The 24,990-nt window shown below is 48.5% G+C and carries 15 protein-coding genes and 8 pseudogenes; 11 read left to right on the forward strand and 12 right to left on the reverse strand.

The genetic code is table 11. The features are described 5' to 3' along the window. The first annotated feature begins 74 nt into the window (after positions 1–74). Positions 75–1,391: an LLM class flavin-dependent oxidoreductase gene (locus tag HYG82_RS43685; RefSeq protein WP_235218055.1), complete on the forward strand. Its 1,317-nt coding sequence runs from the start codon at positions 75–77 to the stop codon at positions 1,389–1,391. Between the two features lie 4 nt (positions 1,392–1,395). Here the strand turns inward: HYG82_RS43685 and HYG82_RS43690 are convergent, their stop codons facing one another. The 4 genes and pseudogenes from HYG82_RS43690 to HYG82_RS43705 all read right to left on the reverse strand — a co-directional run bounded on the left by HYG82_RS43690 (position 1,396) and on the right by HYG82_RS43705 (position 5,684). After that, the gene (locus HYG82_RS43690; protein ID WP_235218056.1) at positions 1,396–2,604 is read right to left on the reverse strand and encodes a CaiB/BaiF CoA transferase family protein; all 1,209 of its coding nucleotides are present in this window, start codon (positions 2,602–2,604) and stop codon (positions 1,396–1,398) included. 124 nt (positions 2,605–2,728) lie between these two features. Continuing rightward, positions 2,729–3,610: pseudogene (locus HYG82_RS43695) on the reverse strand (IS1595 family transposase). Positions 3,611–3,762: 152 nt separating this feature from the next. Further along, a pseudogene (locus HYG82_RS43700) lies at positions 3,763–4,215 on the reverse strand (flavin reductase family protein). 116 nt (positions 4,216–4,331) lie between these two features. Next, a complete protein-coding gene (locus HYG82_RS43705; protein ID WP_235218057.1) occupies positions 4,332–5,684 on the reverse strand; it encodes an LLM class flavin-dependent oxidoreductase in 1,353 nt (450 codons plus the stop codon). A 116-nt stretch (positions 5,685–5,800) separates the two neighbouring features. Between HYG82_RS43705 and HYG82_RS43710 the strand changes: the two are divergent. Then, positions 5,801–6,256, forward strand: a pseudogene (locus tag HYG82_RS43710) (IS5/IS1182 family transposase); the annotation flags it as partial. A 282-nt stretch (positions 6,257–6,538) separates the two neighbouring features. Here the strand turns inward: HYG82_RS43710 and HYG82_RS43720 are convergent. From HYG82_RS43720 to HYG82_RS43730, 3 genes and pseudogenes are all read right to left on the reverse strand, one after another. Next, positions 6,539–7,324: pseudogene (locus HYG82_RS43720) on the reverse strand (IS5 family transposase). A gap of 238 nt (positions 7,325–7,562) precedes the next feature. Next, on the reverse strand, positions 7,563–8,750 hold the full coding sequence (locus HYG82_RS43725) for an acyl-CoA dehydrogenase family protein (protein ID WP_235218058.1): 1,188 nt from the start codon (positions 8,748–8,750) through the stop codon (positions 7,563–7,565). A 175-nt stretch (positions 8,751–8,925) separates the two neighbouring features. Beyond that, the gene (locus HYG82_RS43730) at positions 8,926–9,714 is read right to left on the reverse strand and encodes an enoyl-CoA hydratase/isomerase family protein (protein ID WP_235218059.1); all 789 of its coding nucleotides are present in this window, start codon (positions 9,712–9,714) and stop codon (positions 8,926–8,928) included. Positions 9,715–10,087: 373 nt separating this feature from the next. Here HYG82_RS43730 and HYG82_RS43735 point away from each other — a divergent pair. After that, positions 10,088–10,225 (forward strand): annotated as a pseudogene (locus tag HYG82_RS43735) (IS630 family transposase); the annotation flags it as partial. A 69-nt stretch (positions 10,226–10,294) separates the two neighbouring features. Here the strand turns inward: HYG82_RS43735 and HYG82_RS43740 are convergent. Continuing rightward, positions 10,295–10,819, reverse strand: coding sequence for a hypothetical protein (locus HYG82_RS43740; RefSeq protein ID WP_235218060.1), 525 nt, complete (start codon positions 10,817–10,819; stop codon positions 10,295–10,297). 341 nt (positions 10,820–11,160) lie between these two features. Between HYG82_RS43740 and HYG82_RS43745 the strand changes: the two genes are divergently transcribed. The 3 genes from HYG82_RS43745 to HYG82_RS44805 all read left to right on the forward strand — a co-directional run bounded on the left by HYG82_RS43745 (position 11,161) and on the right by HYG82_RS44805 (position 12,547). Then, entirely contained in the window at positions 11,161–11,367 is a 207-nt protein-coding gene (locus HYG82_RS43745) for a hypothetical protein (protein WP_235218061.1), read from the forward strand. A gap of 9 nt (positions 11,368–11,376) precedes the next feature. Continuing rightward, entirely contained in the window at positions 11,377–11,571 is a 195-nt protein-coding gene (locus HYG82_RS43750; RefSeq protein WP_235218062.1) for a hypothetical protein, read from the forward strand. Between the two features lie 514 nt (positions 11,572–12,085). Then, positions 12,086–12,547: a DUF120 domain-containing protein gene (locus HYG82_RS44805; RefSeq protein ID WP_425495444.1), complete on the forward strand. Its 462-nt coding sequence runs from the start codon at positions 12,086–12,088 to the stop codon at positions 12,545–12,547. Here HYG82_RS44805 and HYG82_RS43755 read toward each other — a convergent pair. Continuing rightward, positions 12,542–13,537 (reverse strand): annotated as a pseudogene (locus HYG82_RS43755) (transposase). The gene HYG82_RS44805 and the pseudogene HYG82_RS43755 sit on opposite strands and share 6 nt — an antisense overlap. 103 nt (positions 13,538–13,640) lie before the next feature. On the opposite strand from HYG82_RS43755, the pseudogene HYG82_RS43760 reads away from it, so the two are divergent. After that, a pseudogene (locus HYG82_RS43760) lies at positions 13,641–14,373 on the forward strand (transposase). A 152-nt stretch (positions 14,374–14,525) separates the two neighbouring features. Here HYG82_RS43760 and HYG82_RS43765 read toward each other — a convergent pair. Further along, positions 14,526–15,779 carry an ABC transporter substrate-binding protein gene (locus tag HYG82_RS43765; protein ID WP_235218063.1) on the reverse strand — a complete coding sequence of 418 codons (1,254 nt, stop codon included), beginning with the start codon at positions 15,777–15,779 and terminating at the stop codon, positions 14,526–14,528. Between the two features lie 263 nt (positions 15,780–16,042). Here HYG82_RS43765 and HYG82_RS43770 point away from each other — a divergent pair. Together HYG82_RS43770 and HYG82_RS43775 are read left to right on the forward strand one after the other, a co-directional pair. Next, positions 16,043–17,999 (forward strand): annotated as a pseudogene (locus HYG82_RS43770) (3-hydroxyacyl-CoA dehydrogenase/enoyl-CoA hydratase family protein); the annotation flags it as partial. A 507-nt stretch (positions 18,000–18,506) separates the two neighbouring features. Continuing rightward, entirely contained in the window at positions 18,507–20,450 is a 1,944-nt protein-coding gene (locus tag HYG82_RS43775; RefSeq protein ID WP_235218064.1) for an archaea-specific SMC-related protein, read from the forward strand. An 81-nt stretch (positions 20,451–20,531) separates the two neighbouring features. Here the strand turns inward: HYG82_RS43775 and rdfA (HYG82_RS43780) are convergent, their stop codons facing one another. After that, positions 20,532–20,921 carry a rod-determining factor RdfA gene (gene rdfA / locus HYG82_RS43780; RefSeq protein ID WP_235218065.1) on the reverse strand — a complete coding sequence of 130 codons (390 nt, stop codon included), beginning with the start codon at positions 20,919–20,921 and terminating at the stop codon, positions 20,532–20,534. A 43-nt stretch (positions 20,922–20,964) separates the two neighbouring features. Then, positions 20,965–21,177 (reverse strand): rod-determining factor RdfA, encoded by a 213-nt coding sequence (gene rdfA, locus HYG82_RS44520; protein WP_343233123.1) that lies wholly within the window; start codon positions 21,175–21,177, stop codon positions 20,965–20,967. 937 nt (positions 21,178–22,114) lie between these two features. On the opposite strand from rdfA (HYG82_RS44520), the gene HYG82_RS43785 reads away from it, so the two are divergent. Further along, a complete protein-coding gene (locus HYG82_RS43785; RefSeq protein WP_235218066.1) occupies positions 22,115–22,357 on the forward strand; it encodes a hypothetical protein in 243 nt (80 codons plus the stop codon). A gap of 497 nt (positions 22,358–22,854) precedes the next feature. Next, positions 22,855–24,066 (forward strand): tyrosine-type recombinase/integrase, encoded by a 1,212-nt coding sequence (locus HYG82_RS43790; protein ID WP_235218067.1) that lies wholly within the window; start codon positions 22,855–22,857, stop codon positions 24,064–24,066. The last annotated feature ends 924 nt before the right edge of the window (positions 24,067–24,990 follow it).

Consider the following 24,990-nt stretch of genomic DNA (forward strand, 5'->3'; position numbering starts at 1 on the left):
TCGCCCTTTAGAAGTTGAAATGCAGCGGAGCTAGTTATAGTTAGAATTAACTGATAGTACACTACATAGGCACTATGTCGAGGACGACAAATAATCGCCTTCAAATGCATAGTTTTGTGGCTGCGATTCATGGAAGTTTCCATTCCATGGGATCATGGAAGCACAAATATAATGAGACGTACGATACTCGAAAGACTGGATATTGGAAAGCTATTGCCCAAGTCGCTGAACGAGGCAAATTCGACTCAATTTTTATTGCTGATAACCTTGCAGCGTACGATACATATGAAGATTCGTGTGAATCCACCATCGAAAACGGGGTACAATTTCCCCAGCACGATCCATTATTACATGTGCCCCTTATTTCGGAGGTCACTGATAACCTCGGTATCGCCGTAACAATGTCTGCAACATATTATCAACCATATTTACTTGCGAGAAAGCTTTCGACTCTTGACCACATTACAAATGGCCGAATTGGTTGGAATATCGTCACATCTTTAAATGATAACGAAGCAAAAAATATGGGCCTTAACGAGGTCATTCCCCATGACCAACGATACGAACGCGCTGATGAATATATGAGAGTAGTTGGGAAGTTATGGAACAGCTGGAAAGGTGATCCAACCAAAGGTGAATCAAAAGATGTCTATGCTGATGCCGATGATGTCCCTCGAATAGATCATGATGGTCACTATTTCACTATTCCTGGTCCATTTCCAGTAACACCATCTCCGCAAGGAAAGCCGGTTTATTTCCAAGCAGGACAATCTGATCGAGGACGAGAATTTGCTGCTCAACACGCCGAAGCCATCTTTACAGCTCAACCCACCGATCGTATTGACCTGGTCCAAGATTACGTCAACGACATAAGAAAGAGGGCCAAGAATAAGAATAGAAACCCAGAAAACATCAGCATAATCCAGTCTGTGTTGCCAATTATTGGTGAGACAGAGGAAAGTGCTCAGAATCAATTAATGAAAATTAAGGATATGTCAAATTATGAGTCCGGTATGGCATTACTATCTGGACATACAAATCACGATTTTTCTCAATACGATCCAGATAAACCTATCTCAAAACTCGATGTGGAAGGGAGCCAAGGTATGCTTGAAATGATTGTTGATAGTAACCATGAAACACTTCGAGAGGCAGCTACCCAATACGGCATCGGAAGTCACCACAATCTAACGGGCACACCGAAACAGATTGCAGACAGCCTTGAAACTCTCGCTGATGAAGGAGGTGTTGATGGCTTTAATATAATCGAATTATATCGACCAGGAACGTTATTTGATTTCGTTGAAAAGGTCATTCCAATTCTCCAAGAACGTAATAGAGTTCGCATGGAATACACCGGGAATACATTTCGAGACAACCTTCGAAGCTAATATTCTAAATTACATTTTCGTCCCGTAGTTTTTGAATGTTCTCATCCGAATAATCAATTACTTGCGACAGAACTTCATGGGAATGCTCACCGAGACCTGGTGAGGATTCAATGGTGGGATCATTGTTTTTTGAGAACTTAATTGGCATTCCGGCTACTGGCAATTCTTGTCGGCCGCTTCCCTTATTGGGAATATAATTCAACATATCTCGATGGTTAAGATGAGGGTCTTCGGTAATTTCCTCAATTGAAAGGACAGGGGCAGCTGGAATATCCTTTTCAATCAAATCATCTACCACGTTTTGTTTACTTCGATCATCTATCCACTCTTCAATAATCGCATCTATTTGATCCACGTTTTCTGCGCGTTTAACTTTATTATCAAATCGACCATCGGATATCAGCTCCTCTCTATCGATAACTCTCAACAAGTCCCGCCAATGTTTGTTGGTCACACAGATAACTGCGACATACCCATCACCAGCTTCATAGACATTATACGGTGCAAGTGCAAGTCCTGGATGTCTGTTACCTGTCCTCGGTGGTGTATCGTTTTGCCGAGCCCACGCAGAAACTGGTGAAGCTAATAGTGGATATAACGTGTCAAACATTCCCACTTCAACATATTGTCCTTTACCTGTTTGTTCTCGTTGGAATAATGCACTAACAATCCCAACAGCAAGGTTGATAGCTCCCGTGAAATCACTAACAGCAGGACCTGCCTTGACTGGTGGCGAATCCTCAAACCCCGTGGTATGGAGCACACCACCCATTGCTTGAATTGTCAGATCCATAGCTGGATGGTCACTATATGGCCCCTCATCTCCAAAACCAGATCCGTGGGCATAGATAAGTTCTGGGTTGATGCTGCTAAGATTGTCATATCCGACACCAAGGTCATTAAGCTTCCCAGTTGCGAAATTCTCTATGAGGACATCAGATTCAGCCACTAAGTCTCTCAAAACATCTTTTCCACACTCCTGTTTAAGATCTAATTCTATGCCACGTTTAGAAGGATTGAGTAATTGTACCTCAATTGACTCATCTTCATCACTTCGATATCTAACATTTTCTCCGCCTGGCGGTTCAATCTTGATGACGTCGGCCCCTAAATGACCGAGTAATTTTCCACAATAGGGCCCCATGTAAATCTGGCCTAAATCTAAAACTCGAATTCCATCCAATGGCTGCGGTACATTCGTCTGTTCTACCATATCGACTCGTTGGTTTGAGAAAGTATAGTAGTTGTGGCCACGGTCAACGATAACAATACATTAAATAATCACAAAAATATAATATTAAATTATTTATACGCTCATGTGTAGCACATTGTTGATTTCAGAGAGTCACATTGAAAGCGTGTTTAAGTGATTCTCGACCAGATTTTTCGAAGAGTTCACTGCGTAGCTGAAAGGCGCGAAGATACTGTGTCAACTTGTCCTTCGAGACGCTTCGATGCGGCGAGAGCCACCGTCGCGTCAGGGACGTGTGGCTCTCGCAGGTGTTGACGTGAACGTCTCCATCCGCGTATTCTCCATCACCGTGGACGACGTACTCGCGGTCGAACTCGTCGTAGTCCTCCAGTAGATCGTATGCTCGAAATCCGCCGGTGTAGACGGTTAGCGACTCCTCCTCGTGATCAGCGAGGAGGAGTCGCACCCTATTCGTCAGTGGATTTCGCTGGGACAACGTATCGCTGTCGTTCCACAATCAACGATAATGAAGACAGGTAGTTTGTCTCCATCATATTGAGCTACGTCCGCGCGTGGACAGGTCACGCGAGCGCGACGGTTGGTCGCGCTCGCGGCCTTTCAACCTTGCAGAAACGTACAGTTCGTCGATTTCGACTGGTCCAATAAGGTCGAGTCGAGGCGCGTCGAGCGCTCTGCTATAGCGCTCGACGCGCCGGTGCATCGTCTTGTAGGCCACACCGATATCTCGGTGTAATTGCCGGAGACTCGTGTGGAACAGCAGAAACGCGAAGACCGAGAACAACCACTTACGGAGCGCAACTTTCGAGTGAGCGAAAATCTTGTCCGTCTTGTCGTTGAACGTGCGGTCGCAATTCTTACAGAAATAGCGTAGAAACGCCCCATAGTTGCCGTTTCTGACCGTCAGGTCAGAACGGCAGCAGGGGCAGGAAACGCCGTCACGCCAGCGAACCTGTTGGAGCAGGTCCGCTGCGAGCGGTTCAGAGCTAAACACATCGAGCGGAATCATTCGTGTCGGACACCGCTAGCGCGATGTCCTTGCCCTCTTTGAATCCAGAGCCACAGCTGAACTCTATCAACAATCTCCTACAGAAGAGCGTATCTATAAATAGGTATTGGGCAAACAATCTATGTCAATTGTACTTATACAAAATATAGGGCCTATTCGATCGAGCTGTACTCTCCTCGGAAGAATGTCAATGGATCTGCAGAGGCATTGTTTAAAGACATGTCCTTTACCTCTCCAAGGTAGATGGCATGATCGCCACCGGGGTATGTATCCGCAAGCACACAGTCGAGATACCCTATCGATCCCTCAATGATTGGAGCACCCGTTTATGCGGTCGTAATTGGTATGTCCTCGAAGGGATCATCCATCTCATCTTGCTTTCCCGCAAATCTATTAGATATCCATTCCTAATCTTTAGATAATATATTAACTGCATAGTGTTTAGCTTCCGCCACCAGATCATAAGTCTTGGTCCCCTTATCAACATTGAAGAGAACAAGCGGAGGTTCTAATGAAACGGATGCAAATGAGTTAACAGTCATTCCATGAGGCTCATCGGTATGAACAGTAACGACCGTCACTCCAATTGCAAACTGACCTGTCACGATAGTAAATATTCGAAGCAGGCTATCTAGACCAATGGAATCATCACAATAATTAATTTCTATATATGACCTTTATATCTTCACATCAAGTGGTTACCTACAATATTCAAAAATATTCACTGTAAGTATGTTGATGCACTTGAAGGGAGTTCAGAATTTGCAGTCTCGAATAAGGTATCACGCATTGTTTGGTGTGAATACTCATCACGATGGTAGCCACGCTTTTGGAGAATTGGAACGACAAGTTCAACGAAATCACGCAACGTACCTGGTGAGTCAGCCTGGATTATATTGAACCCATCTATGTCCGATTCTTCGTACCAATAAATGAGTTTATCAGCCACTTGTTCACCGGTACCCACCACAGTTGGACTTAAGATACTAAGACGTTCAGCTGCTTCCCTTACAGTCCATTGTTTGTCTGGATTGATTTTTGTGAACATGTCAATCATGCCCTGGATGCCTGGGACCTCCATTTCCTCCAAATACTCATCAGAATCGTATTCCGAGAAGTCAACTCCAATATTCCCTGATAAGTGTACAAGTGAACCTTCAATGGACACCTTCTCCTTGATGAGATTATGCTTTTCGTTGGCATCTTCTTCTGTTATGCCAACAATTGGCAAGATACCGGGAATTATTTTAATATTATCAGGATTGCGCCCATATTCTGCTGCGCGGCTCTTTATATCAGTCGAGTACGATTGTAACGATTCGATACTATGTTGGCCTGTAAAGACGGCTTCGGCATGCTTGGCGGCAAATTCTCTCCCTCTATCGGATTGGCCAGCCTGGTAAAGTACTGGCATCCGTTGGGGAGATGGCTCACACAGAAACGGCCCTGATACTGAAAAGTTATCTCCGTCATGATTTATTTGGTGGACCTTTTCAGCGTTGGCATATATACTCGCATTTCTATCTTTTTCTACAGCATTTTCCTCCCAGCTTCCCCAGAGTTTATAGCAGACTTCCATGAACTCTTCAGCTCGTTCATACCGCTTATCATGAGGCAAGACATTGTCATGACCAAAGTTCTGAAACTCGTTCTTATGTCCAGATGTAACAATATTCCATGCAATACGCCCATTCGTGAGATGATCAAGTGAAGATAATTTTCTGGAAAGCATATACGGTGGGTAAAATGACGTCGAAAGGGTAGCAGCAAATCCCAAGTGATCTGTTACTTCTGCCATAGTTGGGATAATCGACAAGGGATCGTTTATTGGAAATTGAACAGCATTACGGACCGCAGGACCATGATCGTCCTTGAACGTCGAGTACGCACCGAATTGATCAGCGATGAAGAGAGCATCGAATTTACCACGTTCCAGCGTGGTTGCTAGATCCTTCCAATATTCTGTATCAGTATAATCGTATCCAACTTTATCCCGCGGATGAGTCCATATTCCTGACACATGAGGCGATGGACAATTGAGTGTGAACCCATTTAGATGCATTTCTTCAGCCATGTTATTGCTTGTCAGTTCATAGTATAAATAATTTATCCGAAAATAAGTACTACTTGAAAGTGTCATAGAACAGTTCTCATACCAGAGAGCAGGGTGAACGCTGAGGTGGTCTAAGCCTGGCGACCCTGCAAGATAATCCTACGGTAGAGACGTTTTTCTATGTCCTGGAGACAGAGACGTTAGCTCTGTTTGAGAACCTATCCTCAGAGTTTTTTGAAGAGTTCGAGGTGTTCGCCCCGGCACAGACGGGGCGAACACGATATCACGAACCACCGAAGATGATGGGTTATTTTCTGCACTGCTACTACAAGGATATCTACAGCATTCGTCCGGTTAAGCGAGAACTGAACAACACAGTCGTCTGGCTCAGTTGTGGCTACGATCGACCGCCGTCGAGAGACGAGGTCGATCGCTTTCTCACTGACCTCGAACACGTCGGTGACAAGATCTTCCCCCATATCGTCGAGCAGGCCACCTTACGGGGCCTGCTCGACATAACCTACTCTATTGTTTCGACAGACGTGAGAACGATGCCAGCTGATCATGTCGTATCGAAATGCTACGATCCAACGAGGTGTCATAGAACTCTTGTCACACCGTGATGATCGTGCTTCCCGGATTGTCTACTCGTTCGTAGTTGGTGATCGCAATAACGGGATGCAAACCCAAGGAAGAACACCATGTGCTCGGCCACGTCCGCGCCCGAGGCCGCGTCCACGCACTAACAGAAGTGTTTGTTGCGCTCTGCCTACGACTCGTCGTTACAATCGCCAACTAGGTACAAGGAAACGTTCCGGGCTGTGAGATACTACGAGATGAATTGGACGTAGTGAATCGCCATACAACGGTGGATATCATTGTCTGGTGGCACTCTTTATGTTGTAGACAACACACATCAGTACGGTTTCACAGAATTCACGATACCAGGTTCGCGTACGCACGGTATCGCTGAGCGTGCGCTTGATCACAGAGAAGACCGTCTCAGACAGCGCTCTCTGACTGTAGAGAGCCTCATCGATCCGCGCGTTATGCGCGTGATCGATGGGGCGGTACACACGATGCTTGATCAGCGGTCTGACGCCTCTCCCCTCAGTTTTTCTCGTAATCATTGCCAGTCGTAGCCTTTGTCTGCGACGAGGCTGTGCAACTCGCCTGCATTGCGGCGGGCGAGTTGCCAGCCGATCTGCGTGTCATGGCGTTTTCTCGTCGTACAGTGAAGTCGAGATCAGCCTGTGACACTGTATCGACGAGAGTGGTTGATTTGAGCGTTTGAACGCGGTAATTCGTCCGGCGGCAGCAGTAGTGTTTGCTGGCGTTTTCGCGGTCGAAGAACGTTGCGTCCATCGCTGCATGGCCAGATGGTTCGTGGAGTTGCGCCGAGAGGCGCAGCAGCACTCGCCAGACTGCCATCCTGATCCTCTCAAACGCCTTTACTAGCGTCGAGTGATCAGAAAGATCGACCTTCTCTAGCCGATCTCCGCCAGTATTGTGGCATCTCGCTCAAGAGGTCAAGGGCTTCGCGGTAAGATTTCTCCAAGTAAATTCGCAGACAGTGGAGCGAAACGATGGCATAGTCGGCAACCACCAGCATTTTTAGCCAACACCACGACCTTCCCAGTGAAGCGGGAAACATTGGACATAGATACCCGTCGTTTCTTGCTTCAACACCCTAGTTCTGACGGATCAAGTCGGCGCCATTTAGTGATTCACCAGAGCCGATGAATTCTATGACACGTTCTTTTTAGCTAACTAAACTGCTTTTCTCGTGAAATGGGAAATCTTAGGCATAAAACATCGTCGATTTCCCGATTCATCTCCCTCGTTCTGACTATTGAAACCCACGTACTCAAGCGATTCACCAGCGCCAATTGGATTAGACTAGCGTGCGAATCCGCCACGTTCATCTAAACCAAGAATGTAGCGAGCAATATCTGTGATCTGTTTGTCAACTACGTCATGGAGTGACAACGTCCTTGCACATCGCCAATAAAGGTCGCTCCCAAATTGCCGGCTCGTCGAACGAGCTCCTGTAACGTTGAATAACTGGCTACTAGTCTCAACGCTTGCACGAGTAGCCATTACCCGCGCTCGAAAAGCATCAGCCTTTGCTTTCGCATCAAGATCTGGATCCTCGGCCGATTCTGCTTTTTCTAATGTTCGAGCAGAACGGTGGAGAAGTTCTTCAGCCGCATTCATATGTATATCCATATCTCCAATTCGTAGTTGTACGTGAGGGTCCTCTGAAAGATTGTCGCGGTCTGTCGGCGGCTTAGATTCGTTATCCAGCCACCATTTTGAAAATTCCAAAGCCCCTTTTCCAATACCAAGTAAGATTGACCCAATAGTTATAGCAGCACTTGTGCCAACATGGCCGTATTCGACAATACTCCCAGGTTCGCCTACAACATGATCCTTAGGAACGAACACGTCATTAAATTCTACCATTCCCGAGGCCGTAGACCGTTGTCCCATTCCATCCCATGTATCATGTACTGTAATACCATCCCATTCTGAAGAGACTATAGGCACAATGAGGTCTTTCAGCTCCCCTCCCTCTGGAAGTGCGTATACAGCTTGGTAGTCCGCATGAGTTGAATTGGTGGCAAAGAATTTCTTTCCATTGATAATCCATCCATCTCCCTCTTCTGATGCTGTCGTATTATATTCAACTCGTTCTCCGTCTGATGTGAAATCCTGGTCAGGCTCACTACCAAAATTTGCAAAAATAGCACCATCTTTTGCTTGGTTGGCAAAATATTCATGTTGTTCCTCAGTACCGAGAAGTCGGATACTTGAAAGCGCCCAACAGTGTGTGCCAAAACAATGACCGGTATTAGGACAAGCAGCAGATATTTCGCTGAGCACGTTCACATACAGTTCGTGATCGCCGCCAAGGGCTAACTCATGGCCGCCGTACTTTTCACTTACTGGTAACTCGAGTAGACCTTTTTCATTAAGCAATTTGAAGTTGTTTATAGGAAATGAATTGTTCCTATCTACTTCAAGAGACCGTTCCGAAAAAACATTGGTACACTCTTCTATGGACTGATCTAATTTTTGGTCCATGAACGCCATAATTTCCCAAACCGTATAAAACCCACTTTTCTTCGACTATTAACGGGATGGAGGAAAATTACTTACCCATATGTTTTAACCTACATTAACTATACTAACTTTTTCATGTATGAATCAATATGTTTTTACATAGGGTGCCTTTGGTCCTCTGATACCAGATGTTTCTTTACTCACCCTTGAATTCTGGCTTCCGTTGTTCCAAGAATGCCTCTACACCTTCTTGATGATCCTTAGTGGTAGCAGCGATTGCCTGTGCGTTAGTTTCCCGTTTGAGACCCTCATTTATATCACCATCTATCCCAGCATGAACAAGTTGCTTTGATAGTCCATATGCGATTGTAGGACCAGATGCAAGTTCATTGATCAATTCTTCACAGTGATCATCAAAGTCCTCGGATGGGACTGCTTCGTTGATAAGACCAATGTCAGCAGCCTCACGTGCTGAAAGCAGTTTGGAAAAGAATAGAATTTCCTTTGCTTTCCGGATACCAACGGCATCTGTAATTGTAACCGACCCTCCCATGTCAACAACGAGGCCAACCTTACTAAATGGCGCTCCTAGCTTAGCCGATTCGGTAGCGATAACTACGTCGCAGGCAAGTGCAAGACTCAATCCCGCACCTACTGCTGCTCCTTTTATACATGCAACTGTGGGAACATGGAGATCAAACAGTCGACTTATCATGCGATGAGCACCCTCCCGAAGTTCTTTTACTTGCGAGATGGGTTCATAGTCACCGATATTTTCTTTCATTGTCTCAACATCACCGCCTGCAGAGAAATTTCCATCAGATCCTCGGATGACTACACATCTTAGATTGTCCTTAGTTTCGGCACGGTCAATGACACTATTTATTTCCCTGATTAAATCTTCATTCATAGCATTCATGTTTTTGGGTCGATTCAGGGTTAGGTTTAGCACACCATCATTTTCCGTGGTATCGAGTGCTGACATTTTCGGCTTATAATTCATGTGATGGGTTAAAAATTTTTTGGCTGAGAAAATAAGGGATGTCAGCGATAGCAATAAGGAAATGGTCGAGCTAGTGTAGCTTCACTCCTTGACCTGCTAGGCTAAGCCTTCTGAGAGCCTATATTTATGAATGGGAACGAAGAAGCACGGTGTCGAACTCTCTGACAAAGACCGCAGAAAACTCGAATGGATCATCTCGACCGGTGAACGGTAGGCCGAGGACAATACGTGAGCACGGATTCTGCTGAAAGCAGCTGACGGGCTTACCGATTCATAAATCGGTGAGCACGTTGGCTGTCACTGGAAAACAGCGTACAATACGTGGAAAGCCTACAGTGAGCGAGGGCTCGCGGCGATTCATCGCCGCAAGCCCGACCGGGAGTATGAACGTAAACTCGACGGAGAACCCGAAGCTCACCTCATCCGTCTTGCCTGTAGCGAACCGCCAGAAGGACACTCCCGCTGGACGCTTCACCTTCTTGCAAACGAACTCGTGACCCTCGACGAGATCGACTTCGAGTCGATCGCTCACGAAACCGTTCGACAGCGTCTAAAAAACACCCTAAAACTGCATCTCTCGGACTATTGGGTGACTCCGCCTGACCAAGACGCTAAATTTGTCTACTACATGGAGGATGTTCTTGAGTTCTACCAGGAACTGTACGATGAGAGTTGTCCAGTCATCCGTTTCGCCGAGTCCAGTAAAACCTTCCATGGGCATAAACGCGACCCACTCCCGGCGGAAACGGGAGCGGTCGGATGTATCGACACTCACTACGAACGCAATGGTGAAAAGAAATTCCACCTTGCGACGGAACCGTTGACTGGCTGGGTTAACGTCGAGATCACAAACAGAAGACGCACCAAAGAGTGAATCGACCGGATGGTTGAACTCGCAGATGACCACTACCCGGATGCACTCGACATCCGGGTGGTGGTCGATCACTTCAACACGCTCAATCTCGCCGGATTCTACCAGTTTCTCCCCCGGAGAAAGCACAAGTGTACCTTGATCGGTTCGAGTTCCATTACGTCCCCAAGCACGGTGCTGGTTGAAAATGGCCGAAATCGGACTTGGCGTCCTCAAACGACAGTGTTTTGATCGTCGGATCTATCATGCAGAAATTCTCCGAGCGGAGGTCGCTGCGTGGCAAAGGCGTCGAAACGTGACCAATCGTCCCATCGACTGGCAGTTTACTACTGACGACACCCTGATCAAACTACGCCGGTTCTATCCTGCTACGCTGGAATCCGACTAGCAAGGACACAGTTGAAGCTACACTGGTGGGAGTTGGTGAAATCCAATGCTCGGCCAGCTAGTGAAACGGGCACGCGAGCAAAGAGTGTTTTCACGCGAGGATACACCGACTGAACACAGGGTGGAAGCGGTGTTTCTGTACCATCTGGGGTTGTCGTACCGCCAAGTAGGTGAGTGGTTCGGCCACTTTCATCAAGCGGTCCACGAGCGGTATATCGCTGGCTGACCTGTTCGATCCGGAACCTGACGACCGCGAGGTGTACGTCTGGGCGGCGATCGACAGCCATACGTACGAATTGATCCACGTCGAGGCCTCGCCTGGACGCTCTGAGTTCGACTCGTTGCTGTTCCTGCGGACCGTCCTCGAACGGTGTTGAGGTCGGCCCGTGATTGTTGTTGATCGCGGTCCCTGGTACAACTGGAGCCACGACGAGTTCGATCTGCCGTATGAATCGCGCTGCGAAACGTGGGTGACCGGTCGATCGTCGAATCTTGGTTTAGCCCGTCCAAACTCCGAATCAGGCGGTTCTTTGATCGATTTCCGCATCGGCATTCAAGGCAATCAGTTGACCGTTGGATGAAAACCTTCGCGTGTATTTACAATGCGAGGTACTAACGCTGACACCATTAAGAAAATATTCGGCCACATTTTCAAAAGCCATCGTTGGGGAGCATAAGCGTACTAAGATTTGCTATAAGTAATCATAGATGATTTATTGGTGGATCAGCCAATAGCAGTTATGCATAAAACATAATTATGGATGAGAGTGGTACAATGTTAATAAAATGCTGGTCACAACCACAACGACTAAGGGGTTTCGGGCCAGTATCACTTTCGTGAAAGAATCAATTAGAGGTAGCCATTGGTTCCATATGCCAAGTGATTACATTTTACATTCCATATCAGACCAAATCCGTGTCGGGAGATATATGAGAAAACAATTGGATTTACTCAACAACGTCATCAATGTACCTCCGAACATCTTTAAGCATTCAGTTTCGCTAACCAGTGACGATCCAAATACTGATACTAATAACATAGTTGGTCCTTCGTGGGCCCAGGATCCTCGATCAAGGGAATCGGACCACAGATCAATGAATAAAGGCCATCGAAATGACAGTAAACAGTATATTCAGGCCTACCAAGGTTCAGTGACGAGTGGACTTGGGAATGGAAAGGAATTTGTCTCTCTCAGTGGCTACCAAGACCAATTCGTCAAAAAACTAGGATACGAGCCATTTCCCGGGACGCTAAATATGGACTTGTCTGAGAAAAGTATCGAGCGTCGGCCACTTCTTGAATCTCGACCAGCAATTAATATTAAAGGTTGGTCGGATGGAGACCGGGAGTTCGGCCCTGTGAAATGTTATCCGGCGACAATACACTCAAATCAGGACTCCTGGTACGGGACGGTACATATAGTTGTTCCAAAACGCACCGATCACGACATCAGCCAACTTGAAATCATTTCAGACGTTAAGTTACGAAGTGTACTCAATTTATCCGACGGCGACCAAGTAACAGTCATTGAGCGTGTTATAGAATCCAACTCATAGCGTGAGCTTCTCACGTCCTGGATCGTCTCCTCGCTCGTAGTTGGTGATTGAAATGACGATCGGAGACACGGCGCAACGAACATTTCTGTTCGTGCGTGAACGCGGTCTCGGGCGCGAACGTGCCCGAGGCCGCAGTCCTTGCAGGCATCGTTGGTTCGCTCAACTCCTGTACGCTGGTTGCATGTCTCGTCTAAGATGGACTGCTTGAGCTGAACTTCTTCTCCATGCTTCTCAACACAGTCTTCGACTCTGTACTCGATGTCTTTCGGGTCGTTAGTGTTGCGCGGGTTGTATGGGGCGACTGGCACGACCCTGCATCCAGCAGGAGGTCGTGCCAGTCAAGAATGTCGTAGGCACTGTCTCCAAGCATCCAGATTGGTGTTTCGACGGCGAGTGCGTCACGGGTGACGCGCATCGCCGTCCCTCGGGATGTCTGTTTGGCCTGTGTGAACTCTGCCGCAATCGGGATCTTTGCACCGGTTGAGACGATTGTACAGCCGAATCCATAGTACTGTTCTTCGGCTGTTGAATCGTAGTACCATTAGGCAGCCTCATTGTATTGGATCGCTTTGACGTGAGTCACATCGATCGAGTACGTTGAGTCGAGCAGGCGCGGACGGTGGCATGCTTGACGAGCCTGTCGAAAACATCGTCGATAACGTGTTCGAGACCAGTTAGAAACCGGTCAATGGCATCTCTCGATGGCGGTTTGCCGAGTCCGCAGTAGTACCAGACGAGTCCATGCTGGAGTTCTCGAGTGGCCGAGCGTTTTCAGTAGATGTTCTTGTAGTAGCAATGAAGAAAGGCGTGAAAGAGATCTGGTGGCTGGTGAACTCGTGTTCGCCCCCGGCGCGCGGGGGCGAACACGTCGTATTCCAGTAGAAATTCGAACTCAAGAAACTCAAACAACGGAACTGTTTCGGTAGCCGCTGCATTCAAAAACTCGTCGACCGAAGCAACGACTTGCAGGGTTGCGGTTGTGCTGGACACACTTTCCGCACCCTGCTGTTTCGTACGTGACGCTTTCTATGACACGCTCGTCATTACCTGATGATGATTATGTTTCACGAAGAAAGCGATTACGTTAGCTAAAATGTTGTCGGTGGCCGTCTACGCTCTCGTTTTGGTGAATTGTCTTTGGGTTTACCTCGACAAATTGTACCGCAACACACTCGATCTGTCGAATGAAATACCGCATATACTCTGGAGACCTGTCTCGAAGAGGGCGATCTCCTTGACAATTCAACGCTGATAGATGCCTTTAGCAAATTCGAATGAAGATATAGCGAGTGCTGCTTCGATTTTCGTTGGAGTTGGACGACCTCTTGGGTCACCCCACCACCGATGCTATGTTTTTCGACCGCGAAAATGCTAGCAAGCACTACTGCCGCCGCTCGAATTACCGCGTTCAACCGCTCAAAGTGTCGGCTCTCATCGATATAGAATCTATAACTGTTCCCGACGTTCGTTACACAACCGAGAAACGCACGACACACAGTTCGGCTGGCAGGTCGCCTCCCGCAACCCAGGCGACTTGCACAGCCTCGCCGCCGGCAAAAGCTACAATTGGATTCGATTGCCCGAGTAACCACAGGGAGAAGTTGTTAGGCCACTGGTTTTCCATCGCATCTTCCGGCCCAATGATCTGCGTGCTGTGCGCGTGGTCGATGGGCCCGCTGCCGTTAGAGACCGATGTGTGAGACTGTCTTCTCGTCGATCAAGCGCATATACGGCAGTGCTGCGTACTCGAACGGGTATACCGGGATTTCCCTGAACTCGTCATGAAATCTGTCGTTCACTACATCATGTGTGGTGTGAAACCATGAAATCAACCGTGGAATGGCAATTCACCAGTCCGTTGTATTTAGACCGATAATTACTTGCAGCTAAACGTATCGAGCTACAATCTATGCTCTCATCCTACTTGGAAAGCCTCGGCGCACGGCGCACGGACAACTCAAAAAATGCTATAATTCTATTACGCGGACGGGAATGAGCAGTTTGGATCTGGAGTAATTTTTCCACCGTCCACCGTATAATATTCCGGAAAGCCGTAAACGGAGTCATCAAATGAAAGTCCGTGGCCCTCCTCCAACGGTCCAACTTTAATTGAGTCAGTAATGAACTGATGATCTGCAGCTCGAATATTACCCGCTCCAAATGCAGTTTTTAGTTCGACACCTTCTAAGCCGCTTATGATGCCTTCACTAGATGAGTCACCACTTTCAGTAATAGCCTTATCTAGGGCACGCAGAGCAGCATCAGCAGAAACTGTATATGGTCTTGGAACGTTGCCTGTAGCTTCCCGATAATTCTCAACAAACGTTTGGTTATATTCATTCGGGAAATTGGCAACATATTGTTCAACAGCTAAGTCTATGGGAACCATATCTTCGCCCATCGAGGCCGACACATTAGGCAGCCCTCCCGATCCATTGGCAATTTGAACCTGTTCGTAGAAATTATACTGCTTCGCTTGTTTTATAAAGGAAATAAGAGATCCACTGTAAAGAGAGGAATATACGATATCGGGATCAGCATCTAGTAGAGACTGAATATTCTCTTGGTACTCACCTGACCCGAATTTCGGAAATTGTTCTGAAACTACTGTTGCTCCGTATTCGGACTTCATTGTATCACTGAACACTCCCCAACTCTGATGTCCAAATACGTAGTCTGGTGCGATACAAGCAATCTTTTTACCCTCTAATCGGTTCCCGGCTTCCAATGCTAGTGCTGCTTGAAGTTGGGTCATGTAGGGGAACGTCCGAAATGTCGTTTTTCGGCAATCTTTTGTAATAAGGTCTGGGGTTTGAGCGCCAGTCACGATAAGAGGAATGTTTTGTTCTGCACTGTATTGACTTACAGCCTTAGCTACCGAACTGCTTGCGAAGCCAATGATTGTATCGACGTTGTCCTCTTGGATGAGGGTGCGAGCATGTGATATCGCCTGATCGGGGTTTGATTCCGTGTCATAGGGAATAATCTCAACATCTCGGCCATCAATTCCACCATCTTCATTTAGTTTCTCTGCCGTATATTCAGCTCCATTCTTCCCAGGCACGCCAAGTGAGCCATATGGGCCTGACAACGGGTTCAAATACCCGACTTTGAAGGTTCCACTATCACCATTAGAATTGCCAAGACAGCCAGCAATTCCGGACGTTAAGCCTGCTGCGGATATGCCTAGCAACTTAATGTACGATCTCCTGTTTGACTGGTTGTTTTTCATGTTTCGACTATCAAGTGTGAAGGATCATATATAAAACTTTTGTTGATCAGCGCCTACCAATATAATATACTTTAGATTAATTTGCTTTGATACTTAAATTAATATTATATTTGATATAAATACTTATAATATAGATAACTAATTATATTCCAGACAACGAAATTGATCCGCGTCTACGGTTGCCCCCGTGGTTCCGGTCCCTTTTGGAATACGGTGTGAACTCGGTCGAATGAATTAATATCGTTGCATCGGAAGTACGTCGAATAAATGATAGCAATATCCAGGACGTAACAGTACTCGATGCAGGAAATATGGGCCACGGTATCGCCGAGATCACGGCGCTTGCGGGGTACGACGTCGTGCTGCGTGACGTGAAACATGAGCTTGTGGAAGATGGATACGAGGAACTCAGGTGGAGTGTCCAAAAGCTAGCCGAGAGCGGGGCGATCGATGATGAACCCGATGCTGTGCTTAACCGGGTTGAGACCTGCGTAGACCTTTCGATGGCTGTTGAAACTGCCGATCTCATCATCGAGGCGGCTCCAGAGTGTCTCTCCCTAAGAAAGACATCTTCAACGAACTCGATCAGTTAGCGCCGGAGGACGCAATCCTAGCGACCAACACCTCTTCGCTGTCGATCACTGATATCGCGAGTGCAACCAACCGTGCACAATGCGTGGTCGGAATGCACTTTTTCAACCCGCCGGTAAAGATGGATCTCGTGGAGGTAGTCTACGGGGAGGACACGGCTGACGAGGTCGCCGATCGCGCGACTTCGTTCGTCAAGTCGCTCAACAAAACTCCGATCAATGTGCGAAAGGACATGCCTGGGTTCGTTGTAAACTCGGTCTTAAAACCGTTCATGATCGAACCATCATGGATGGTCTCTGAGGGCGAGACGACGATTACTGAAGCGGACGCGACAATGGTTTATGAACGAGGCTACCCGATGGGCCCATTCGAATTGACTGATCTCACTGGCCTCGATGTCATTCAGAACATTTTGCAAGAAGGGGGGAGTCCCGTCCCGCCTGCCATGGCGAATCACGTGGAGGAAGGCAAGCATGGTCGAAAAGCTGGTTTCGGGTTCTACAAATATGACAACGGCGACGGCCCGATCTATCAGCGTATGGACGCATCGGAAGAGCCAGATGATGGCTTTGATTGGCTCAGAGTCGAGTCGCTCATGATCAACGAGGCAGCGAAACTAATTGGGAACGATGTCACCACCGCAGAAGAGATCGATATCGGAATGAAACTCGGTGCAGGGTTTCCCACGGGGATCTGCGAACGTGCGGATACGCTCGGTCTCGATAGAGTCCTCGAGACGGTGGAAACACTGGCCTCGGAACGGAACGATGATCGGTATGAACCGGCCAGCTACTTACGGGGAACTCTTTGAAGCGGGCAACGTAGGTGAATGTTCAGGTCGGGGATTCTATCGGCACGATCGAAAACATGATTTCGATCACATCACTTATACGGTTACGGATCGCGGCGTTCTCAAGGTTATCCTCGATCGCCCTCAGCAGATGAATGCGATCTCCGAGGCGCTCTCAAAGGAAATCGTGACATTATTCGATAAGGTAGACGTAGCCGAAATTCACTGTTTAGTAATCGAAGGGGCCGGTGACCGGGCATTTTCCGCAGGCGCAGACATCACAGGGTTCAGCGAACTGACGCCAGCGACAGTCGATGAGATGGTCCCGGTCGCCGAATCGTTACAGTCTTTTCCGCCCAACCATCGCGAAGATTGATGGATTTTGCCTTGGTGGCGGATTTGAACTAGCGTTGGGCTGTGACATCCGTATTGCGTCGACCGAGTCACAGTTTGGATTCCCCGAAATCACGCTTGGGTTGCTCCCCGGCGGCGGAACTCAGCGGACGCTCCGCATGATTGGGGAAGCGCGAACAAAGGAGTGGGTTTTCCGTGGAGAGCCGATAAGCGCAGAGCGAGCCAAGTCGTGGGGGCACGTCAATCGTGTGGTTCCCCGCGACGATCTAGAAGAAACCGTCGAAGACTTTGTAAAGGATTTCGTTTCTGGACCGTCGATAGGCCTGAAAGTCGCAAAGCGCGTCATCAATGACGGCACCAACGCCAGCCTTGAGACAGCACTTGACATGGAACGACAAGGTTTCGGGCTCCTGCTAGGCACCGAGGATGGCGACGAAGGAGTAGCGGCATTTGTGGAAGACCGGAAACCCGAGTTCCAAGGAGATAAAGCAGATGTCCGCGCGTTTCAAAAAGACTGGTCCGGGAAGTTAGAGAAAAATGGCTTTAGTTGACTCAAGTTAGTCAACGCGCCAATATGCGGATGAGATAGGGAGAGAACGAGATGACCGGAGGCTGGTGGATGATCTTCGATGGCACCGTCAAGTTCCGATTGGTTGCCCCTTGTCCAGAGTGACTGCCGGACAATATAGGAAACCGAGTCGTACAATCTGTATTTGTGAACGCCCGACAATGTGCCTGGGTCATCCGCTAGCGATAGTAGAATGATACAGTAGGGCGCCATAAGCTGCTTTTCACCCTGGCAAATTAATCCTCGAATCTCTATGCTGTTATAAAGGCAGCATTTGGTACGATCACCGATCCCAGAAGCAGATTATGCTGGGGGTGAAGGGAATTGGGACGGTCTCGTTTACAATCGCTGAATCCTGATTGTGGTCGGTAACAGGTGACGTCCAACCGCAGAGAATTTAATCATCCGCGCGAGATAATACGCAATGCCTGCAAAACAAACTCCAGAAAAACTCGCAAAGATCGAGGTGTGTAATATCGGTGGAATTGACGAGACAACTGTCTCGGTGTCACCGGGTGTGTCCATCCTTACTGGTCGGAACGCGACGAATCGGACGTCCTTCCTTCAGGCCATCGCAGCCGCGATGGGGAGTGATAACGCCAGCTTGAAAGGTGACGCCGAAGATGGCTACGTCAAACTCGACCTGGATGACGAGGTGTACACGCGGAAGTACTCTCGCTCGAACGACACCGTGACTAAAAGCGGGGATCCGTATCTGGAAGACCCAGGCGTCGCCGATACATTCGCCTTCCTTTTTACGGATAACGAAGCCAGACGTGCGGTGACACAACAGCAGGACCTCCACGAACTAATCATGGAACCCGTGGACACCGCCGCAATTGAAACGGAGATTCGCGAGCTCAAGGCGAAGAAAGACGAAATCGATAATGAACTCGACGAGATTGATGAGTACAGGCGCGAGTTACCAGAATTGGAACAAGAGAGGAAGCGACTAGAGTCTAATATCGAAGAAAAACACGCCCTCCTCGAGGAGAAAGAAAATGAGATCGAGGAAACGGAAGCAAATGTTGAATCGAAACGGACAGAGAAAGAGAAGCTTGAAACTCATCTCGCCAATCTCAGAGAAAAACGGGCAGAGAAAGAAAAAGTCCGGTCGGACATCGACGTGCAGCGGGAAAGTATCCGGTCCCTGCAGTCCGAGCGTCGCGAGCTCAAGGCAGAGGCATCGGAATTGCCCGGTTCGCCTGTGGGAGGCAACGAGGAACTCCAACGGGAGATTGAGTCCCTCCACGAGCGCAAGGACCGTCTCGAGGACGACACCAGTACCCTTCAGGATCTCATTGAGTTTAACGAAGAGATGCTCGACGATGCTGCAGGCGAGGACAGTTCGGTGCTGCGCGGCGACGAATCCGACGATGCCATCGCCGATCGACTGGTTGAGGATAAAGTCCGCTGCTGGACCTGTGGTTCCGAGGTCGGCCGCATACAGATCGAGGGAACGATCGAGCATCTTAAGGAGAACCGGTCGGAAAATCTCGATACAATCAGATCGATCGAGGATGAACTCGAAGAGCTGACCGAGAAACAACACGAGAACGAAAAACGACAGCGGCGACGGGAGACGATCGACCGCCGTCTGGAAGAGATCGTCGACGAAATTAATCGCCGGGAGACGTCGATCGAATCACTACAGGAGGATCGCACACAGCTGAGTGAAGAGATCGAATCCCTTGAAGCAGAAGTGGAAGCACTCGAGGCAGAGGACTTCGACGAGATCCTCGATTTACATCGCGAAGCCAATCAGCTCGAGTTCGAACTTGAAAGACTCGAATCTGAACGAGAAGACGTGGTGGAACGGATCGATGAAATCGAAAACCGGTTCTCGAAGGAATCGCAGCTTCGGGAGCGTTACGATGCCGTGACCGAGCAGCTCACTGAACTCCGGACGCGGATCGACCAGATCGAAGAAGATGCTGTTGAAGCGTTCAATAAACACATGACCAAGGTGCTGGAGATCCTCGAGTACGACAATCTCGAGCGGATCTGGATCGAACGCCAACAAACGCGCATGCGAGACGGCCGACAGACAGTCGATAAGACGTTGTTCGATATCCACATCGTCCGTACTACAGAGGCGGGGACGACGTACGAGGACTCCATCGACCACCTCAGTGAATCCGAGCGGGAAGTTACAGGCCTCATCTTTGCTCTTGCAGGCTATCTTGTTCACGACCTCCACGAAACGGTGCCGTTCCTCCTTCTTGACTCCCTCGAAGCGATCGACGCTGATCGAATAGCAAATCTCGTACCTTACATGGCAGAATTCTCTGAGTATACTGTCGTCGCTCTCCTCCCCGAAGATACGCAGGCCTTCGACGATACCCACACCAGGGTAGCCGAATTCTAAGCTGTTTAGACGGTCGAACCGTCCTTTTGCTTATCCTTCGATTGGCCGGTCCTGGCGGAAACCATAACAATACTAGTGTTGTTATTTTTCGTTTGGCCGGCTCTGTTCGTCACAGTTACATCCCCCACGCTGGAGGAGATCGACGACGCTGTGTTGGGTACCGCAGTCCGTACACAGCACCTCGACGTTGACGAACAACCGGTACTCACCGAGCGTGATCAGGTCGGATGCGGTAAGTCGTTCAAGAGTTCCATCGACAACTGACCGTACTCTGGAGCGAAGTCGGTTAATGCTGTTGGACGCCGCCTCGACGCCGCCATACTCGCTCGATGAGTCGTACTCCGCGTCGCGGTGCTCTTTGAGGTACGTTCGAATCGCCTGATAGGTTACGAAGTCACTCTCCAGGCGATCGACGTCTATCCCGTCGTATTCGAGGTGCGCGCGGGCCTCCGTACGAGCACCGCTACTCACATCGTCGGCAGTAAGCAACCGGTATAAATTCTCAACGTCACCGTCAACGGTCGATACGCCGGGCAGAAACAAGCGTCGACGCGAGGAGTTCTTTATTAAATAGATCTGCGAGTTCGCGTAGGCTTCGTCGGTTCTCGGTCTGAGTCCAGAGGGTTTCAAGTCGTTCTCCGAACGATTCTCCCAACTCGTACTCGTGGATGAGTGCAGCAACTTTCGTACGACGTCTGGATCCATCGCCAGTTCCTGAACTTACCATACCTACCCTTTAACGATGACGCATAATGACTTTTCCCATTCGCTACGAATTGAGATGCTATGATTGGCTGCAATGCGCGTGGGGGTACCGGTCGGTCCAGAATGTCCCGGTAACACGAGTGTGACCTCCTCGTCCCATAGTGAGTTGGACAGTGGTCGTACCGGGTATGTCCGATGCGACGAGTGCCGATTAGTCGTTGCATCTGCATATATTATAAGTATAGGTTCTACTGGAATATATTCTAAGAAGTTTGCTCGGAACAATGCGCTCTCCTCTTCTATTCAACGCTAATGTGAAGGACCATTGTTGCTTAGTTATGGAACTGCTCGAACGATTTTCTGGAGAACATCTACGAATCGTTATTCGTTATCGCTTTCACTGGTCTAGGTGTGAGTATTCAATATGACGATATCAAAAGTGCCGGGCTTAAGCTAATAATCGCGGTATTAATTTCATTAGTCATCATCAGTACTACGTCGTTAGCAATCGTCCATACCTTGTACGCGTAAAGATAACAACTTCAATCTTCACAGCACTGAATAAGCAAACAATTTTGAATTTGGGAAATTATATATTCAGTACTTTCCAACCGGAAAGGGGTGTCAGAGTTAGCACCTCGCATTGTGTATCACCGCAAAGGCTTTTACCCAACGATCAAGTGACTGCCACGAACTGCGATACAGAAAACGGTCGAAAAAGCATCGAATGCGGAGTTTGATGGGCCAAACTACGATTCGACGATCGAACGACCAACCCACGTTTCTCGGCGTGACTCACACGGCAAATCAAACTTGTCGAGACTCTAATTGTACCAGGGTCCGCGATCGACGACAATCACGGGTCGCCCTCGACATCGTTCGAGGTCCGTTCGCAGGAACAGCAACGCGTCGAGATCGGACCGACCAGGCGAAGCCTCGCCGTGAATCACCTCGTACGTATGGAGGTTGATCGCCGCCTAGACGTACACCTTCCGGTCGTCGACGAAGACTTCCGTCTCGTCGACGATCATTGTGCCTTGGTCGTCAGGTTTCGGTTCGAACAGTTCAGCCAGCGCCGTATGCTACTCGTGGACCGCCTGATGAGAGTGGCCGAACCACTCGCCAACCTGGCGGTAAGACAGCCCGAGATGGTACAGAAACGCTACCTCGACCTGCCGTACGGTTGGTGTGTCCTCGCGTGAAAACACTCTTTGCTCGCGTGCCCGTTTGATTACGATGTAGAGCATTTGAGTTCACCAACTCCCACTAGCTCGACCATTTCCTTACTCCCAACACTGACACCTATTGCGGTAGATAGCCGGATCTTCTTCATAGGGTTATGAGGTCACAACAATGAAAATTGTTATAGCGATATGGTGTTTATAACTAAGTGGCAACTATTTGGCCTACTTGTGATGCAATGGTTTTCTGGATTAGAAAACAAGCACACACAAAATATAAGACTATTGAGTGAACATTCCTGACTACCGAAATCGGTCAACTTAGAATTGGGGAACAACAGAGCATCTGACCTTCAGCTGTATGGTTTCACCGTTTCTGTGGAGTCTGGAAACTCTCAATCTACCTGTCTCACCCACCATCATCAATGCCCACCGACACCACGACAGAATCACCACGGTATAGCACGATGGACCTCGAGGACTGCGAGCGCTTCTACCGCGAGGAAATCATCCCCCGAATGAGTTCCGACGGTTTCGATCCTGAGCAGGAAACCCCTGCCTACGCATGGCTCAGTAACCACTATCGAGGCTTTGTCGCTCATCTTTCTCGGAACTTCGATCTCTCTCCGGGAGATTTCTACGACGAAATCAGTGTTCCGCCTGTCTCTGAAGATGGCAGTGGAAGTTTCGAGTTCGTTGAAGACGATACTACACGGAAAGAAATCGAGTCGTATTTGGTGGAACTCCGTGAGCGACAGGGACGCGCTGAATCGACCGTCGCAACGAGGCGATCGGTGCTCAGACGGTACGTCAAACTGTACCGTGAGGTGAATGGAATGGATGATCTGCTTTCCTCCCTCCGTTCTGAGCAGGGAAGCTCTGAGGAGAAGGCTCGCGTAGCAGACGCATTTGACGCACTTCGGCAACTGGACGTAGCGTTGAACACTCACGCCTCACGTCTCAAGTACGTCCAGGAGGTTCGACAATTCTACCAACATCGTGTTGACTTCGGGAAGGCTGACTACGACCCGACGAGGAGACTCGAAAGACGATTCGGCTGGGATTCGGCACCAGAGTGGGACAATTCTGCGCTCAACGCCGAGCAGATTCATGCACTCTACCGAGCTGCCGAGTTACCGGAGGATCGTCTGCTTGTAATTGGTGTTTGTGGATGGGGACTTCGACCGAGCGAGATCTGTGCATTGCACTCGAATCAGCTGACGCTTTCGCCAGAAGATGAAGAAGATCTAGAGGGTGCAGATCCATATATCTCGTTTGACCAGGACGAGCGGAAAAACGGACCCGGAACTGTTGCGTTGCTCGTCGGTATTGAGGAACTCAAGTCCCGAATTGATCAGCTCTACCGTGAATACGGTGAGGATTGGAACGGCTATATCCTTCCATCGTTGTCATCAAAATCTGGTTATATTTCAACGGAAACAGCGCGACGTCATTTTCGAAATCTCGCTGAAGATGCCGGTATCTCCGTTGATGGAGAGACTCCGACACCGAAGATGGGACGGCGGTACTGGTACACTGCATACGGCGAAGCGGTAAAACGAGTGGCCGACCGGTTCAAGGATATCGCGGAAGAACAAGGATCTCGATCCGCTGACGTCGTGCTGGATAATTACCTCTCAGAGTCTGAGCGACGTCGACATCGGCGAGATGAAATGCAGGCTGATTTGGTTGGCTTATTCGAGCCGTCAGATAACAGTTCTCGGATTTGAGAGTCTTCGTTATGTGGCTGTTACTGATATCTGGTACAGTCATCTGCTTTGGGTGCCTGTTGTGTTTGTCTGCTCTGTAGGATCGTGTGTTCCTTCTGGTCCGTATGTTACTACCGTCCTCTATGGTATTCTGTAACTACTGTCTGTTTTTGGTATCTGTTACAGATGTCTGTTATTGAAACTAGTTGTATATTCGAGTGACGGATATCTGTTTGATATATCTGTCTCTGCAGGATTTGGATTATTTCCCATATTTATTCCGGAATGGCAGTGATGATAAGTCACAGTATGCCTTTGTAGTCTGATGCGGATATCTGTTACAGACTGCTGTCTGTCACAATAACCTGTTACAGAAGACTCGGACGAAATTTACTTCAAATTCGATTCTTTCGTGTTTAGAACGAACAGCCCCGGTGGCAAATCTGTAAGGCAAACTGCATCGATTGTCTGGACAATCAATCTGTAATTCCTATCTGTAACAGATATCTTGAATCAGGTGTGGAGGATAGAAATACACTCACTGATAATATTGTTTGCCCCCTCTTTTCCATGGACTTCGGTTCAAGCGGTTTCTGCTCGAACTGACTCGATGAAACTCTATTCGGGAAGCGGTTGGGCTTTCGTCATGACAGAAGTCTTCCGGTCAATCCAATTGCACACGACCTCCTGCGGAGTTGTGGGTGACACTTCGTACCTCCGTCCAAGATCCTCAAGCAATTGACGAAAACTGCAGTCGCCGTCCATTCCATGCTCGGCTTCGCCGGTCAAAATCAGGTGTAGCGTCAGTGTATCGTGATCGCTGGTATGATCCATCTTTTGGAAAGATACGTTTCGAGGACACTGGGGAACACTCGAGACAGCTCATGGAATAGCTGCCACCTGTACAACTAAAACTTTGGCTAGAAGTATTCCACCTCGTTCCTA

Source organism: Natrinema halophilum (assembly GCF_013402815.2).
Classification (GTDB): Archaea; Halobacteriota; Halobacteria; order Halobacteriales; family Natrialbaceae; genus Natrinema; species Natrinema halophilum.

Excerpts from the sequence above, each read along its gene's own strand:
- HYG82_RS43705 (WP_235218057.1), bottom strand. The coding sequence starts at position 5,684 with ATGGCTGAAGAAATGCATCTAAATGGGTTCACACTCAATTGTCCATCG.
- HYG82_RS43690 (WP_235218056.1), bottom strand. The coding sequence starts at position 2,604 with ATGGTAGAACAGACGAATGTACCGCAGCCATTGGATGGAATTCGAGTT.
- rdfA (WP_343233123.1), bottom strand. The coding sequence starts at position 21,177 with ATGGTAAGTTCAGGAACTGGCGATGGATCCAGACGTCGTACGAAAGTT.
- HYG82_RS43790 (WP_235218067.1), top strand. The coding sequence starts at position 22,855 with ATGAGTTCCGACGGTTTCGATCCTGAGCAGGAAACCCCTGCCTACGCA.
- HYG82_RS43725 (WP_235218058.1), bottom strand. The coding sequence starts at position 8,750 with ATGGACCAAAAATTAGATCAGTCCATAGAAGAGTGTACCAATGTTTTT.
- HYG82_RS43685 (WP_235218055.1), top strand. The coding sequence starts at position 75 with ATGTCGAGGACGACAAATAATCGCCTTCAAATGCATAGTTTTGTGGCT.
- HYG82_RS43765 (WP_235218063.1), bottom strand. The coding sequence starts at position 15,779 with ATGAAAAACAACCAGTCAAACAGGAGATCGTACATTAAGTTGCTAGGC.
- HYG82_RS43785 (WP_235218066.1), top strand. The coding sequence starts at position 22,115 with ATGGAGGTTGATCGCCGCCTAGACGTACACCTTCCGGTCGTCGACGAA.
- HYG82_RS43775 (WP_235218064.1), top strand. The coding sequence starts at position 18,507 with ATGCCTGCAAAACAAACTCCAGAAAAACTCGCAAAGATCGAGGTGTGT.
- HYG82_RS43730 (WP_235218059.1), bottom strand. The coding sequence starts at position 9,714 with ATGTCAGCACTCGATACCACGGAAAATGATGGTGTGCTAAACCTAACC.
- HYG82_RS44805 (WP_425495444.1), top strand. The coding sequence starts at position 12,086 with ATGAATAAAGGCCATCGAAATGACAGTAAACAGTATATTCAGGCCTAC.